Below are 13,921 nucleotides of genomic sequence, written 5' to 3'. Positions count from 1 at the left end.
GCTCAACGTGTTGCTCAACGTGTCACTCAACGTTTTCATCGCCTTCGGCACCTTCGGCGCCACCCTCATTGGACTGCACATAACCACCGCCTGGCCCGACCCGCACGTTGCGCGCCGGTACCACGGTCGAAATGGCGTGCTTGTACACCATCTGGCTGACCGTATTGCGCAGCAGCACCACAAACTGGTCGAACGATTCGATCGTTCCCTGCAGCTTGATGCCATTGACCAGATACACCGAAACCGGCACGCGCTCGCGCCGAAGTGCATTCAAAAACGGATCCTGCAGCGATTGCCCCTTGGACATTACACACTCCTGATTATTGTTTTTATGATTTTCCGGCAGTTGCCACGGCCCCCGCCGCCCACCGGAATCCTTGATGGTACACGGGCGGGGCGAAGGAAGGCGCGAGCTCAGCGTGCGACGAAGGTCGACACCGCATCCGCCAGGGAAGCCTTCTCCAGATGGGGGTCGAACCAGCGCGCATCAAGTTCGCCGCGCAACCAGGTCAGCTGGCGCTTGGCCAGCTGCCGGGTGGCATAAATGGACCGCTCACGGAATTCAACCGCGCTGCCCTGCCCGTCCAGGTACTCCCAGGCCTGCCGGTAGCCGACCGCACGCACCGCCGGCAGGTCCAGCGGGGCGGCGACCTGGGCCATCGGGGGCAGCGCGCGCAGGGCCTTCACCTCGTCCAGGAAGCCCTGCCCGAGCATGGCGTCGAAACGGGCTTCGATCCGCTGATGCAGCACGCTGCGCGCCTGCGGTGCGAGCACCAGCTTGAGCGTGCGCACCGGCAGGCGGTCCACGCCCGGCCGTTTCTGCCATTCGCTGATCGGGGTCCCGGTCAGCCGATATACCTCCAGCGCCCGCTGGATGCGCTGCGGGTCGGTGGCATGGATGCGGGCGGCCGCCGCCGGGTCGACCTGGGCCAACTGCGCATGCAGCGCCAGCCAGCCCTGCTCGGCGGCCTCGGCGGCGATCTGTGCGCGGGTGGCCGGATCGGCTGGCGGCATCGGCGAAAGGCCCTGCAGCAGGGCCCGGAAATACAGCCCGGTGCCCCCCGCCAGGATCGGAATGCGGCCGCGGGCCAGGATATCGGCCACGGCGCGGGCGGCATCGGCGGCGAACTCGGCGGCCGAATAGGTCTGCCAGGGGTCACGCAGATCGAGCAGGTGATGCGGGGCCTGCGCCCGCTCGGCCGCGTCGGGCTTGGCCGAGCCGATATCCAGCCCGCGGTACACCAGCGCCGAATCGACACTGACGATCTCCCCGCCCAACTGCTGGGCCAGGGCGATCGCGGTGGCGGTCTTGCCCGACGCGGTCGGGCCCATCACGGCGATGGCCAGCGGGCGCTGGTCGGCGCCCATCAGTCCTCGTCCGGCCAGCGCGGCATCGCCGGGGCGGCATCCACGCGCGGCATCGGCACCGCTTCCACGGCGGCCCAGATCTTGAGCGCGTCGACGGTGGCGGCGACGTCGTGGACACGCAGCAGCATCGCCCCGCGCTGGGCGGCAATCAGATGCGCGGCCACCGAGCCGGCAACGCGCTCGCGTGGCGCATCGCGACCGGTCAACTCGCCGATGCTGCGCTTGCGCGACAGGCCCGCCAGCATCGGCACGCCCAGTTCCAGGAAGCGCGCCGAGCGCGCCAGCAGGATCATGTTGTGTTCGGTGGTCTTGCCGAAACCGAAGCCCAGGTCGATCACCAGGTTCTTCTTGGCGATACCGGCCATTTCCGCCGCGAACATGCGGTCCGCGAGGAAACGATGGACCTCGGCGACCACGTCGTCGTAATGCGGGGTGTCCTGCATGCTGCCCGGCTCGCCCTGCATGTGCATCAGCACCACCGGCACGCCGAGCTCGGCGACGGCGGCAAGCGCCCCGGGTTGGCGCAGGGCCTGGATGTCATTGACCATGCCAGCACCCGCGGCCACGGCGGCGCGCATCACCTCCGGCTTGAAGGTATCGATGCTGATCGGCACGGCCGTCTCGGCCGCCAACCGTTCGATCACCGGGATGACCCGGCGCAGTTCTTCCTCCAGCGACACCGGCGCACTGCCCGGGCGGGTCGATTCGCCACCGATATCGAGCAGGTCCGCGCCCTCGGCCACCAGCTGCAGGCCGTGCGCGACCGCAGCCTCGACCGTGTCATGCGCGCCGCCGTCGGAGAACGAATCCGGGGTGACGTTGACGATGCCCATGATCTGCGGGCGATCGAGCCGCAGCACGCGGCCGCCGCAATCGAGCTGGGGAGAGATATCGAACATGGGTGGGTCCACGAAAAGCGCCAGCGCGTAGTTTACGCCGGCGCCCCGCTCCAGCCGCCAGAAGGCGATCAGCGCTGCTGGCGACGCCTGCGCTCGACGTACACGGTCTTGGCCACGCTGAGCACGATGCCCAGGCCGATGCCGATGCCGGCCCCCAACAGGAAGTTGTCGGCGGTCAGGCCGATGGCCACCCCGACTACCGTGGCGATCACCATTTCGATGGTGTGCGAAACGGGCTGCGGCGGGGGAAGGGACATGGTGGCTCCGGAACGAAAGGACGAAAACAAGACCGCATTATCACCTGCAACGACGCAATCCGGCCTGCGCGCAAATGACGCGCCAAACGATGGTAGCTGTCCGGAAACGACAAAGGCCGGGTTTCCCCGGCCTTCGTCATCACTCTGCCTGCCGCTCAGAGCTGTTCGGCAGGACCGGCGATCGGCGGCACCGGACGGGCGTCGCCGCCCTTGTCGTTGTTGCTGCCACCGCCATCCTTGTTGGACTTGTTCCAGCCTGCCGGCGGCGGCGGATCGCGGCCTTCCATGATGGCGTCGATCTGCGGCGCATCGATGGTTTCGTACTGCAGCAGCAGCTGCGACATCGCATGCAGCTTGTCCAGGTTGGCGGTCATCAACTCGGTGGTGCGTGCGTAGGCCTTGTCCAGGATGCTGCGCACTTCCTCGTCGATGCGGCGTGCGGTGTCGTTGGACACGCTCTTGTGCTGGGTCACCGAACGGCCCAGGAACACCTCATCGTCTTCCTCGCCATAGGCGATCGGACCGAGGGTCTCGGACAGGCCCCACTTGGTGACCATGTTGCGGGCCATCTTGGTGGCGCGCTCGATGTCGTTGGAGGCACCGGTGGTGACCTTGTCCGGCCCGAAGATCAGTTCTTCGGCGACGCGGCCACCGTACAGCGAGCACAGCTGCGAATTGATCGCCACGCGGTTGATCGAGTACTTGTCACCTTCCGGCAGGTACATGGTCACGCCCAGCGCGCGACCGCGCGGGATGATCGTGACCTTGTAGACCGGGTCGTGCTCAGGCACCAGGCGGCCGACGATGGCGTGACCGGCTTCGTGATAGGCGGTGAGCGTCTTTTCTTCTTCGCTCATCGCCATCGAACGGCGCTCGGCACCCATCAGGATCTTGTCGCGGGCACGGTCGAAGTGGTCCATGCGGACTTCCTTCTCGCCACCGCGCGCGGCAAACAACGCCGCTTCATTGGCCAGGTTGGCCAGGTCCGCACCGGAGAAGCCCGGGGTACCACGCGCGATCACCATCGGCTCGACGTCGTCGGCCAGCGGCAGCTTGCGCATGTGCACCTTGAGGATCTGCTCGCGGCCACGCACGTCCGGCAGGCCCACCACGACCTGGCGGTCGAAGCGGCCCGGGCGCAGCAGCGCCGGGTCGAGCACGTCGGGACGGTTGGTGGCGGCGATGACGATCACGCCCTCGCCTCCCTCGAAACCGTCCATTTCCACCAGCAGCTGGTTCAGGGTCTGCTCGCGCTCGTCATGACCACCGCCCAGGCCGGCGCCACGGTGGCGGCCGACGGCGTCGATTTCGTCGATGAAGATGATGCACGGGGCCTGCTTCTTGGCCTGCTCGAACATGTCGCGCACGCGGCTGGCGCCGACGCCGACGAACATTTCAACGAAGTCCGAACCGGAGATCGAGAAGAACGGCACCTTGGCTTCGCCGGCGATCGCACGGGCCAGCAGGGTCTTGCCGGTACCGGGCGGGCCGACCATCAGCACGCCGCGCGGGATCTTGCCGCCGAGCTTGGTGAACTTGCTTGGGTCGCGCAGGAAGTCGACCAGTTCGCCGACCTCTTCCTTGGCTTCATCGCACCCGGCGACATCGGCGAAGGTGACCTTGATCTGGTCTTCGCCCTGCAGCTTGGCGCGCGACTTGCCGAAGGACATGGCGCCCTTGGCCCCGCCGCCACCGCCCTGCATCTGGCGCATGATGAACAGCCAGAAGCCGATGATCAGGATCACCGGGAGGAAGTTCATCAGGATCGCGCCCAGCGAGATGCCGCTGGACGGCTCTTCCTGGACGATTTCCACGTTCTTGCCGCGCAGCACGTTGATCAGGTCGCGATCCAGCGGTGCGGTGATGGTGGCCTTCTGGCCGCCACGCGTGGTGTAGGAGATCTGGTTGGTGCCGCCGCGCATATCGCCGCTGAAGGTCACCTGCTGGACGTTGCCGCTGTCCACCTGGTCCAGGAACTGCGAGTAGGTCGCTCCCTGGGCTCCAGCGCCACTGCTCTTGGGCGAGAAGCTCTGGAACACCACCATCAGCACCACGGCGACCACCACCCATAGCAGGAGGTTCTTGGTCAAGTCGTTCATCCTCATTGGCTCCGGTGTTCCTCTAATTCCTGACGCGATTCGTATGGTTGAGCTTACTTGATCTGCGCACGTTTGCTGTGCCCCAAGGCGTACACCTCGGACGAACGCTTGCGGGATGCTTCGGGCTTGCGGATGGAAACCTTGTCGTACCGACGGCGCATCTCGCGCACGTAGTCGTCAAAGCCCACGCCCTGGAACAGCTTGATCAGGAACGCGCCACCCGGCTTGAGATGGTGGTCGGCAAAATCCAACGCCAACTCCGCCAGGTGCATCATCCGCGGCTGGTCGACCGCGTCCATCCCACTTTTATTGGGGGCCATATCCGAGAGCACAAGGTCTACCGGCTGATCCCCCAGCATGGCTTCGAACTGCGATAGGACGGCTTGTTCCCTGAAGTCACCGTGAAGGAACTCCACACCGGCCAGCGGCGGCATCTCCAGGATGTCCAGGGCCAGCACCCGGCCGGTGTCGCCGATCTGGCGCCGGACCTGCTGCGACCAGCCCCCGGGGGCAGCGCCCAGGTCCACCACGACCATGTGCGGCTTCAGCAGCCGGTCACGCTCGAGCAGCTCCTCCAGCTTGTAGGCGGCGCGCGAGCGCATGCCCTCGGCCTGGGCCTTCTTCACGAAGGGGTCGGAAAAGTGCTCTTTCAACCAGCGTTGACTGCTTTTGCTGCGGGAAGCCATTGGGAATAGGGCCGGAACGGGTGGTCATGATACCCTGATCGCCCCAGTTAACCGCTTGTTCCTGAATGTCTATTGTCCTGACCTCCTCCCAGACCCGCTTCCTTCGCGGCCATGCCCATGATCTGAAGGCGCTGCTGCAGATCGGCGGCAAGGGGGTCACTCCGGCCTTCCTGGCCGAGCTGGACGAAGTGCTGGAACGCCACGAACTGATCAAAGTGAAGGTCGGTGCCGAAGACCGCGAGACCCGTGACGCGATGATCGCCGAGCTGGCCACCGCCTCCGGCAGCGCCCTGGTGCAGCGCATCGGCCATGTGGCCGTGCTGTACCGCCCGAGCAAGGAACAGCGCCAGATCGTCCTGCCGCGCGGCTGAATCCGGACTTCCCGATGCAACTGAGCCACGAACTGCCCGATTACGCTTACGCGCTGCGTGCTGCCGACGGCCGCACCGCGAAAGTGAACGACCGCGTCCTGGCCAGCAGCTTCATCCTGACCCCGGACACCCTGATCGAGGCGTGGCCGGTGGCCGATATCGCTGCACTGACCCCTGAGCACCTGCAACCGGTGCTGGCGCTGAACCCGGCGCTGGTCGTGCTGGGTACCGGCGACACCCAGGTGTTCCCGCCCGCGGCGGTGCTGGCTGCCTGCCTGACCCGCGGCATCGGCCTGGAAGTGATGAACAACCCGGCCGCCGCGCGCACCTTCAACATCCTGGCTGGCGAAGGCCGCAAGGTGGCTGCGGCGTTCATCCTGCAGGGCTGAAATGGGCTGATTTCGTTCAGGAAAGGCCGCCGCGAGGCGGCCTTTTTCGTGGCCGGTGGCCAGAGCGCAGCGATGCATGGCATCGCTCTACCAGGGTAGAGCCACCCCATGGGTGGCTACGCGGTACATCCCAACCCCGATGTAGCGCCACCCCATGGGTGGCTGCAGGGTCTACCGGCGCCGGTTATCGCGGCGGCAGGTACAGCAGCGGATCGACCGGCTTGCCGTTGTAGCGGATCTCGAAGTGCAGCATGTCGCGCGTGGTGCCGGTACGGCCCATCTCCGCGATCTGCTCGCCCGCCTTCACGCTCTGGCCTTCGTTGACCAGGCGCTTGCGGTTGTGGCCATAAGCCGACAGCCACTGGTCGCTGTGCTTGATGATGATCAGCTCGCCGAACCCGACCAGGCCTGCACCGGAGTACACCACCACGCCCGGCGCGGTGGCGCGTACCTGCTGCCCGCTGGTGCCGGCAACGTCCACGCCCTGCTTGGTCACATCGGCCGCTACGAACTTGCCCACCAGCGCGCCATCGGCCGGCCAGCGCCAGCTGATGTTGCTCTTGATCGCGGTGGTCGGCGACGGCGTGGGTGCCGGCGTTGCGGTGCCTGGACGCGGTGCCGTTACCACCGTGGTCGGCGCCCGGCCCGGCGTGCCACCACTGCCCGGATACAGACGCAGCGTCTGCCCCGGATAGATCGTGTAGGGCTCGGCCAGCCCGTTCCAGGCGGCCAGATCGCGCGGGGTGATGTTGTGGATGCGGGCCAGCGCGTACAGCGTGTCGCCCCGCCGCACCACAGCCGTCTGCCCGGGCTTGGCCACCGAGCTCTGCGGCGTCGTGTGCACACCGCGGCCTGCGGACGGCTTGACCACCGTGGCCGTGCCGCAGGCACTCAGCGTGGACACCACCACCAGCAACGCGGCAGCGCGCATCCCCTTGCTCAAACGATCAGCACTCATGCGAACTTCGACCTCCAGACTAGCCAGGCGATCAGCGCGACCAGCAGTACGGTCGCGATCCAGCCCAGCGGTTCAATCCAACGGCGCAGCGCGGCTTCCGCGCGCGGCCCGCCAATACGAATGACCGCCGCGAGCACGAACACGCGCTTGCCACGGCCGATCAACATGCTCAGGAAATACTGCGGCAGCGGCACGCCGACGATACCCGATGCCCACGTGAAGACCTTCATCGGGATCGGCATGAAGCCGCCCAGCACCAGGAAGGTGAACACCGCCCACGGCGACTCGGCCATCTTGGCCTGCACGATGGCGATCCCGCCCTCGATGCTGGACAGCATGCCCATCGCGGCGAACACCGGCTTGAGCGCTTCAAATGCATAGTGGCCCAGTGCATAGCCGACCAGCGCGCCGGCCATCGAGCCGGCCAGGCTCAGGGTCGCGAACCACCAGCCGCGCTTGGGCTGGGCCACGCACATCGGCGCCAGCATCACCTCGGGCATCACCGGGAAGATGATCGCCTCGATGAAACTCAGCACGGTGAGGTAGGTCGGCGCGCGCTCGTGCGCGGCCCACTTCATTGCCCGCTCATACAGCGGACCAAAGATCTTCATGACGTAACGCTCCTGGGAATCAATCCAGCATGCCAGACAGCAGCGGTACGAACGTGACCGGTGCCAGTACCTGCTGCTCGATGCTGCCGTCTTCGCGACGGGTCAACTGCACCAGCGACTGCGCACTCGATCCACCGACCGGCGCCACCAGGCGCCCGCCCACGGCCAGCTGATCGACCAGCGCATCGACCAGCGCCGGTGCGGCGGCAGTGACCACGATGGCATCGAACGGGCCATGCTCGGGCCAGCCGATGCGACCATCGTCGTGTTTGGTCCGGATGTTCATGCCCAGCGCGCGGAAGCGCTTGCGCGCCTGCCGCAGCAGGTCGCCGATCCGCTCCACGGTATAGACCTCCAGGCCCAGCGCACCCAGCACGGCGGCCTGGTAGCCCGAGCCCGTGCCAACCTCCAGCACCTTCTTCGGCGCCGACTGCAGCACGGCCTCGGTCATCCGCGCCACCACCCACGGCTGCGAAATGGTCTGGCCATGGCCGATCGGCAGCGCGGTGTCTTCATAGGCCCGCGAGGCCAGTGCTTCATCGATGAACAGATGTCGCGGCACCACGCGGATCGCATTGAGCGTGGCCTCGTCGACGATACCCGCCTCGCGCAGGCGTTCGACCAGGCGGTCGCGCACACGCTGGGAGGTCATGCCGATGCCGACCGCTTCGGGCTGCAGGCGCAGGCGTGGGGTCATGCCGGACGGTCCAGCGTAGCGGTCAACCCGCCGACCCAGCTGGCCACCTTCTCCAACGCCTGGTAGCGGGTGAGGTCGACCTGGATCGGGGTGATCGAAATGAAGCCATTGCGCACGGCATGGAAATCGGTGCCGGGGCCAGAATCCTGCTCGCGCCCGGCTGGACCGATCCAGAACACCTCGTTGCCGCGCGGATCACGCTGGGGAATGCAGGCCTCGGCGCGATGCCGGTTGCCAAGCCGGGTGACCTCGAAACCGCGGATCTCGCCCCAGGGCAGGTCCGGCACGTTGACGTTGAGGATGGTGTCGGCCGGCAGCGGATCGGCTTTCAGGCGGGTGACGATTTCCACCGCCGCACGGGCCGCGGTCTCGAAATTGCGCGGGTCGTGGTTGTGCGACACCAGCGACATCGCCACGGCCGGCAGGCCGAGGAAACGCCCTTCCATCGCCGCCGACACCGTGCCGGAATAGATCACATCGTCGCCGAGGTTGGCGGCGTTGTTGATGCCGGAGACCACGATGTCCGGCTCGTATTCGAGCATGCCGGTCAGCGCCAGGTGCACGCAGTCGGTCGGGGTACCGGCCACCGAGCAGGTGTAGTGGTCGATGCGTTTGAGGCGGATCGGCAGATCCAGGGTCAGCGAATTGCTGGCACCGGAACGATCCCGGTCCGGCGCGACCACGGTCACTTCATGACCGGCGTCACGCAATACCGACGCGAGCATCTTGATGCCCGGGGCGTCGACACCGTCGTCGTTGCTGACCAGGATCCGCATCTGCGATTTAACCGCTTGATTTTTCAAGACTTCGATTCCATCACTTTCCAGCGTTGGCGGGGCCGACCCTCCCCGGAGCGGGGACTACAGACCGCGCAAGTGCGTCAGCTATTGTGCCGCATGCGGGCAGATCGTCCTACCCCGCCAGACGGCATCGACCGGCTTGAATCCCTGCCACCGTCGCGCGCGGTGCCCCGTACCGGCTCAGCCGATCTCCTCCACCCCCTGGATCCGGTCCTGCACGGGTGCGGCCCGGGCACGCTTGACCTCCTCGGCGCTGTTGGGCTGCTCACACTCGATGGCGCTGACATACCCATTCTGGTCCAGCGTATGCGTCACCTTCTTGACCAGCCAGCCACCATCCACGCCCTCGCGGAAATCCTTGAGCACCAGCATGCTCTCCGCGCGCAGGTTGGGGTCGCCGCCCATCGAGAACTTCAGCGTCTTCTTGTCACGTGCGCGCGCCTGGTGTGCCGACAGTGCCATGGCTCGCGCGGCCTGGGCATCGGCGGCCGCCATGCGCAGCCGGATCACCGGATCGCCCTGCCCCACCGCCACCTCACGCCGCTGCGCCTTCTGCGTGTCGCGGTAGTAGGCGATGGTGGTGCCGGCATTCTTGCGCGCCGCAAATGTCACCTGGTAGCTGTTGCCCTGCCCCGGCGTGACCACCGTGTTTTCCAGCGGAGTGCCCTCGGCGGTGGTGAGATCGCCGCGCTGCAGGAACAACAGCACGCCACCGGCCGGCTTGGCGACCGCATCGTGGCGTAGCGCCAAACGCAGCAACAGGTTCATGTCCGATTCGCTGGACTGCACTGTCTGCGGCAGCGCCACGCTGGCCAGCACCGGCGACACCCGCGCACGCAGGCCGTGTTCGGCGGCAATCCGCGCCACCATCGTGCCCAGCGTGGTGCCCTTCTTCCAGGTCCGTGTTTTCTGCGTCTGCAGATCGGTCTTGCCGCGCTTGCTGGCCTCGAACGGCGCCGCCCGTGCGCGGATCACCATGCTGCCCGGCATGCCGGACAACTGCACTTCGTCGCAGATGAACAGCCCCATCCGCTGCAGGCGGTCGTCATACCCCAGGAACAGCTCCAGCTCCGCCCCGACCGGCGGTACCGGCAAGGCGGCATCGGCGAGATGGTCGGCCAGGGTGATCGAGAGAATGTCCGAAGCGGTGCCGGTTTCGTCGGTGAAGCTCAGGCTGACGAAGCGTTCGCGGATGCGGTCGCTGATGTCCTGGTCGTTGGCCAGCACGCGGAAGGCCGGTGCGATGTTCAATCCCACAACGCCACCCCCATCTTTGCCCCGGCCGGTTGCACCACCACAGGCAGGTTCACCAGCACTCCGGCTGCCAGCACGCTGCCACGTCCGGCCAGACCACGGTTGGCCTCCAGCACCTGGCGCAGCGTGGACGGGTTGAGGACGCCGTAGTGCCGCCACACGATGTCGTCGAGCACGTCATGTTCGCGGGTGTTATAGGTCAGCATTGTCGAACCTCCGCAGGGAAACCGAAAATTCCTGGCGACGTGGCGTGCCATCGGCGTGGAACTCGCTGGCGGTCTCGTCGATCTTCTCGATCACCCAACGGCCCAGCACCTTGCCATAGGCATTGAGCAGGGGCAGCGGCTGCCCCATCGCTGCCAGCTGGCGCAACGCATCGACCTGGTAGCTGCCGCCGCGGAAATCGCTGAACACCACGCCGGGCAACACCAGCGTGTCCTCGCCGGGACCGGTGTACTGCAGCGCCCCATACTGCCCGATCCGCGCCTGCGAGGGCCATTGCCAGGCCGTGCTGCGCTGCATCTGGTTGAACACGGCGGTATTGAGGCTGAACTTGAACCCGCCCAGCATCAGCAGCACCGGTGCATTGCCGCTGCTGTTGCCGTTGAACCGGTCCAGGTACTTGGAGACCTGGCCGGAGATGAATTGACGATACGCCATCAGTTGTAGACTCCGTCTGCCAGCGAACTGCGCTGCCGTACGGCCTGTTCACGCTCGAGCATCGCGATCACGCGACGGGCCAGCGCTTCGGCCGATTCACCGGCAAGCTGGGTGATGTTCCAGGTGTTGACCATGGTGGCCGGTGCCGGTGCGCTGCCGGCCTTGCCCGCCGCCAGCGACAACGCCGGCGGCGCTTTGCCCTGCAGGGCGGCCAGGTCGAAGTCGGCACCCAGTGCACCGAGCGGCATGCCCTCCAGTCCGAGCCCGGCGATACCGACGGCCGCCTGCGCGGGCGCTTCCTTCGCCTTGTCCTGCCCGGCCTTGATCTGGCGGGTGCGATTGCGTCCGGCTTCGATGGCAGCGGCTGGATTGGGCGGCATCACGCTCGCCTTGAACTTCTCCGTCCACTCATCGTCCTCGCGCTGCAGATCCTTGCGCGCGAACTCACCGGCTTTCCACCCTTCGGTGGCATAGACCCCCAGCACGGCAATCGACTTGCCCAGCATCGTGATCTTGTGCAGCGCTGCCGAAACCAACCCGATCGCGATGCGCATCGTGAACGTCAGCATCTGGCCGATGGCATGACCCACGGCGTGGAACACACCCATCGATTCGGCCGAGAAATTGATCGGCCCCACCAACGTGACGAACTTCTCCTTGAGCCACTCCAGTGAGGTGCCCATCAGGTCCCAGGCAGGCTGCAGTTCGGACAAGGTCTCCGACAACAGACTCAACGCAGGCTGCATCGAGTCGCTGATACCGGCGCCGATACCATTGAACATTTCCTTGATGCCGTTCCACAGCAGGCTTACGCCGATCGCAGCCGCCGCGAGCGCAGCGGCGATGGCCAGCAACGGTGCCCCGCCGATGCCACCGATGGCCATCGCCACCCAGCGCAGCGCACCACCCACTCGCAGCGCCGCGTTGCCCAGGCGCCCCATCTGCAGCACGGTCTGCCCGCCCTGCCAGCGCTGCAGGAACCCCATCACCTGGAGCACCGGTGCTTCCGCGAGACGGAAGGCCCATTGCGCGCCGCTGACCACCGTTCCCAATGCCGCGAACGCCACGCCGGCACTGGTTGCCCCGGCGACCAGCTGCGGGTTCTTCTCGACGAAGCCGGTGGCCGTATCGAGCAGGCCCGACAAGCCGTCCGCGACCTTGCCCACGGCCGGCCCCATGGCCTTGCCGAACACCTGCTTCAGGCGTTCGAACGAATTCCCAAGGCGCTCAAGCTTGAAGCCAAGTGCCTGGCTGGCATCACCGAACTTCGCATCGATCGCTCCGTCGCCCTGCACCAGTGCCTGACGGCGCACATCGCCGTAGCGCGCCCAGTCCACGGTCATGCTGCGCAGAAACGCGCGCGAGCCGTTGTTCTGGAACACCGCGTCGAGTTTGGACAGATCCCCCGCGGTGGCCTGCAGGATGCCGCGGATGGCGGCATCGAACGGATTGCCACCGCTGGACTGTGCCTGGCGCATCACGTCAGCCAGATTCAGGCCAAGCGTGGCGCTGGCGCGCTGGGCCACCTGCGGCGACACCAGGTCATCGAGGAAGGCCTGGGTATTGCCCGCGGCCTGTTTGTCCGAAGAGGCGCCACCGCGTGCCACCTGCAGCGCCGCCGCCATGCTGGCCACGCCCTCGTTGCCGGACAGGCCTACGCGTTGGAAGCCTGCGGCCAGCCCCGGCAACAACGCGGTCATCTGCGCCATCTTGACCGTGCCCTTGTCGCTGGCCACCGCGATGCTGCCCAGTGCCTGCTGCAGCCCGCTGGGGCTGACCGCCAGCGCGCTCTGCAGCGACTGCGCCAGCGTCGCCATCGCATCGATGTCGACATACGTGGCCTTGGCCGCGCGACTGACGCTGCCGATCGAGCCGGCCACCGCATCGAAGCGCAGCCCCCCGGCCAGCATCCGGCCGAACGCCTTCTGCACGTCCTGGGTGGTCTGGTTGGAATCGCGTGCGACCTGCACCAGCTGGGTCGACATCGTCGCCAGCTGAGTCGTGGTCAACGATGCCGAGCGACCGATCGCCAGATTGCCCTGTTCCACGCTGGCGGCCGCCTGCGCGGCACCACCAATCCGGCCCACCAGGCCCATCAACTGCCCGGACGATGCCCCGAAGCGCTCGCCGGCCGCCTTGCCCTCGCGTGCATTGACCACCATGCGCCGGCCCAGCGCGAAGGACAGTGGGCGGCGGTTGGCCGCCCACTGCGCCTGCGTCTGGGTTTCGAAGCGGCTGATGTCGGCGCGCATCGCCGAGAACGTCTTGGACATCTCGCTGCTGGCGGCGGCAAAGCCCTTGGAGACGTCCTGTCCCCAGGCCGCCGCCGACTCCCGCGCCCAACGCCGCCCCAGGCCCGCCAGCGTGATCGACTGGCGCCGGGTTTCGGCCTGCAGGTCACGCATCTCTTTGTCTGTTGTACTAGTCATGCGAAACGGGCAACCCCTCGATCCACCAGATGAACCTGGACACGGTCAATGCCGAAATCTCCGCCAGGGACCAGCCGGTATGACCGGCCAGTGCCAGGGTGCCCTGGCGGATCTGCGTGGGCGTCAGTTCGTAAAAAGCGCGAACGCGGCCTGCAGTCGGGCGTAGTCACGGATGGGCAGGCTGCGGATCGCCGCCGGTGGCAGCTCGCACAGGTTGGCCAGCATGCCGATCTCGCGCACCGCCTCGCTGCCCTTGTCGTCCTGGAACGCGGCCATGTCTTCCACGGTCGGCTCGCGCATGCGCAGCACGGCGTGCTCGCTGCCCTCGATGCTGGCCGGACGCGACAGGGTGATCTCGGCGAAACCGCGACGTTCGATGACGTGGTCGGCAGCGCTCTTCTTCTTGGTGGTCATGGGGTGCACTCTCCTGGAAGGATGAAAAC

At 66.7% G+C, this 13,921-nt stretch carries 17 protein-coding genes; 2 read left to right on the top strand and 15 right to left on the bottom strand.

Annotation, left to right across the window (positions count from 1 at the left end):
* Positions 1–22: 22 nt before the first annotated feature.
* The 6 genes from hfq to rlmE form a co-directional block, all read right to left on the bottom strand.
* A complete protein-coding gene (gene hfq / locus AC3IPM_RS07755; RefSeq protein ID WP_489303377.1) occupies positions 23–307 on the bottom strand; it encodes an RNA chaperone Hfq in 285 nt (94 codons plus the stop codon).
* Positions 308–414: 107 nt separating this feature from the next.
* A complete protein-coding gene (gene miaA, locus AC3IPM_RS07750; protein ID WP_489303376.1) occupies positions 415–1,368 on the bottom strand; it encodes a tRNA (adenosine(37)-N6)-dimethylallyltransferase MiaA in 954 nt (317 codons plus the stop codon).
* Positions 1,368–2,267: a dihydropteroate synthase gene (folP, locus tag AC3IPM_RS07745; RefSeq protein WP_489303375.1), complete on the bottom strand. Its 900-nt coding sequence runs from the start codon at positions 2,265–2,267 to the stop codon at positions 1,368–1,370. Before folP ends, miaA begins: the two co-directional genes overlap by 1 nt.
* 68 nt (positions 2,268–2,335) lie before the next feature.
* Positions 2,336–2,524 (bottom strand): hypothetical protein, encoded by a 189-nt coding sequence (locus AC3IPM_RS07740; protein WP_489303374.1) that lies wholly within the window; start codon positions 2,522–2,524, stop codon positions 2,336–2,338.
* Positions 2,525–2,679: 155 nt separating this feature from the next.
* Positions 2,680–4,623 carry an ATP-dependent zinc metalloprotease FtsH gene (ftsH, locus tag AC3IPM_RS07735; protein WP_489303373.1) on the bottom strand — a complete coding sequence of 648 codons (1,944 nt, stop codon included), beginning with the start codon at positions 4,621–4,623 and terminating at the stop codon, positions 2,680–2,682.
* 53 nt (positions 4,624–4,676) lie between these two features.
* A complete protein-coding gene (gene rlmE / locus AC3IPM_RS07730) occupies positions 4,677–5,309 on the bottom strand; it encodes a 23S rRNA (uridine(2552)-2'-O)-methyltransferase RlmE (protein ID WP_489303372.1) in 633 nt (210 codons plus the stop codon).
* Positions 5,310–5,374: 65 nt separating this feature from the next.
* Here rlmE and yhbY point away from each other — a divergent pair, with 65 nt between their 5' ends.
* On the top strand, positions 5,375–5,680 hold the full coding sequence (gene yhbY / locus AC3IPM_RS07725) for a ribosome assembly RNA-binding protein YhbY (protein WP_489303371.1): 306 nt from the start codon (positions 5,375–5,377) through the stop codon (positions 5,678–5,680).
* 14 nt (positions 5,681–5,694) lie between these two features.
* Positions 5,695–6,069, top strand: a complete 375-nt coding sequence (locus AC3IPM_RS07720; RefSeq protein WP_489303370.1) for an Mth938-like domain-containing protein — start codon at positions 5,695–5,697, stop codon at positions 6,067–6,069.
* A gap of 184 nt (positions 6,070–6,253) precedes the next feature.
* On the opposite strand, the gene AC3IPM_RS07715 is transcribed toward AC3IPM_RS07720, so the two are convergent.
* The 9 genes from AC3IPM_RS07715 to AC3IPM_RS07675 form a co-directional block, all read right to left on the bottom strand.
* A complete protein-coding gene (locus tag AC3IPM_RS07715) occupies positions 6,254–7,027 on the bottom strand; it encodes a peptidoglycan DD-metalloendopeptidase family protein (RefSeq protein ID WP_489303369.1) in 774 nt (257 codons plus the stop codon).
* A complete protein-coding gene (locus AC3IPM_RS07710) occupies positions 7,024–7,638 on the bottom strand; it encodes a YqaA family protein (RefSeq protein ID WP_489303368.1) in 615 nt (204 codons plus the stop codon). Before AC3IPM_RS07710 ends, AC3IPM_RS07715 begins: the two co-directional genes overlap by 4 nt.
* A 19-nt stretch (positions 7,639–7,657) precedes the next feature.
* Positions 7,658–8,335, bottom strand: coding sequence for a protein-L-isoaspartate(D-aspartate) O-methyltransferase (locus AC3IPM_RS07705; RefSeq protein WP_489303367.1), 678 nt, complete (start codon positions 8,333–8,335; stop codon positions 7,658–7,660).
* Positions 8,332–9,111, bottom strand: a complete 780-nt coding sequence (surE, locus tag AC3IPM_RS07700) for a 5'/3'-nucleotidase SurE (protein ID WP_489303366.1) — start codon at positions 9,109–9,111, stop codon at positions 8,332–8,334. Before surE ends, AC3IPM_RS07705 begins: the two co-directional genes overlap by 4 nt.
* A gap of 204 nt (positions 9,112–9,315) precedes the next feature.
* Positions 9,316–10,392: a phage late control D family protein gene (locus AC3IPM_RS07695; protein ID WP_489303365.1), complete on the bottom strand. Its 1,077-nt coding sequence runs from the start codon at positions 10,390–10,392 to the stop codon at positions 9,316–9,318.
* Complete coding sequence (locus AC3IPM_RS07690) at positions 10,383–10,595, bottom strand: tail protein X (protein ID WP_489303364.1); 213 nt, start codon at positions 10,593–10,595, stop codon at positions 10,383–10,385. Before AC3IPM_RS07690 ends, AC3IPM_RS07695 begins: the two co-directional genes overlap by 10 nt.
* Complete coding sequence (locus tag AC3IPM_RS07685) at positions 10,582–11,049, bottom strand: phage tail protein (RefSeq protein ID WP_489303363.1); 468 nt, start codon at positions 11,047–11,049, stop codon at positions 10,582–10,584. Before AC3IPM_RS07685 ends, AC3IPM_RS07690 begins: the two co-directional genes overlap by 14 nt.
* Positions 11,049–13,454, bottom strand: coding sequence for a phage tail tape measure protein (locus AC3IPM_RS07680; RefSeq protein WP_489303362.1), 2,406 nt, complete (start codon positions 13,452–13,454; stop codon positions 11,049–11,051). Before AC3IPM_RS07680 ends, AC3IPM_RS07685 begins: the two co-directional genes overlap by 1 nt.
* A 147-nt stretch (positions 13,455–13,601) precedes the next feature.
* A complete protein-coding gene (locus AC3IPM_RS07675; RefSeq protein ID WP_489303361.1) occupies positions 13,602–13,892 on the bottom strand; it encodes a phage tail assembly protein in 291 nt (96 codons plus the stop codon).
* Positions 13,893–13,921 lie beyond the last annotated feature (29 nt).

Source organism: Stenotrophomonas sp. GL_111 (genome assembly GCF_057835245.1).
The sequence above is the reverse complement of the archived record's forward strand: the minus strand, read 5'-3'. Positions and strand labels throughout refer to the sequence as shown.

Excerpts from the sequence above, each read along its gene's own strand:
- hfq (WP_489303377.1), bottom strand. The coding sequence starts at position 307 with ATGTCCAAGGGGCAATCGCTGCAGGATCCGTTTTTGAATGCACTTCGG.
- miaA (WP_489303376.1), bottom strand. The coding sequence starts at position 1,368 with ATGGGCGCCGACCAGCGCCCGCTGGCCATCGCCGTGATGGGCCCGACC.
- folP (WP_489303375.1), bottom strand. The coding sequence starts at position 2,267 with ATGTTCGATATCTCTCCCCAGCTCGATTGCGGCGGCCGCGTGCTGCGG.
- AC3IPM_RS07740 (WP_489303374.1), bottom strand. The coding sequence starts at position 2,524 with ATGTCCCTTCCCCCGCCGCAGCCCGTTTCGCACACCATCGAAATGGTG.
- ftsH (WP_489303373.1), bottom strand. The coding sequence starts at position 4,623 with ATGAACGACTTGACCAAGAACCTCCTGCTATGGGTGGTGGTCGCCGTG.
- rlmE (WP_489303372.1), bottom strand. The coding sequence starts at position 5,309 with ATGGCTTCCCGCAGCAAAAGCAGTCAACGCTGGTTGAAAGAGCACTTT.
- yhbY (WP_489303371.1), top strand. The coding sequence starts at position 5,375 with ATGTCTATTGTCCTGACCTCCTCCCAGACCCGCTTCCTTCGCGGCCAT.
- AC3IPM_RS07720 (WP_489303370.1), top strand. The coding sequence starts at position 5,695 with ATGCAACTGAGCCACGAACTGCCCGATTACGCTTACGCGCTGCGTGCT.
- AC3IPM_RS07715 (WP_489303369.1), bottom strand. The coding sequence starts at position 7,027 with ATGAGTGCTGATCGTTTGAGCAAGGGGATGCGCGCTGCCGCGTTGCTG.
- AC3IPM_RS07710 (WP_489303368.1), bottom strand. The coding sequence starts at position 7,638 with ATGAAGATCTTTGGTCCGCTGTATGAGCGGGCAATGAAGTGGGCCGCG.
- AC3IPM_RS07705 (WP_489303367.1), bottom strand. The coding sequence starts at position 8,335 with ATGACCCCACGCCTGCGCCTGCAGCCCGAAGCGGTCGGCATCGGCATG.
- surE (WP_489303366.1), bottom strand. The coding sequence starts at position 9,111 with ATGCGGATCCTGGTCAGCAACGACGACGGTGTCGACGCCCCGGGCATC.
- AC3IPM_RS07690 (WP_489303364.1), bottom strand. The coding sequence starts at position 10,595 with ATGCTGACCTATAACACCCGCGAACATGACGTGCTCGACGACATCGTG.
- AC3IPM_RS07685 (WP_489303363.1), bottom strand. The coding sequence starts at position 11,049 with ATGGCGTATCGTCAATTCATCTCCGGCCAGGTCTCCAAGTACCTGGAC.
- AC3IPM_RS07680 (WP_489303362.1), bottom strand. The coding sequence starts at position 13,454 with ATGCGTGACCTGCAGGCCGAAACCCGGCGCCAGTCGATCACGCTGGCG.
- AC3IPM_RS07675 (WP_489303361.1), bottom strand. The coding sequence starts at position 13,892 with ATGACCACCAAGAAGAAGAGCGCTGCCGACCACGTCATCGAACGTCGC.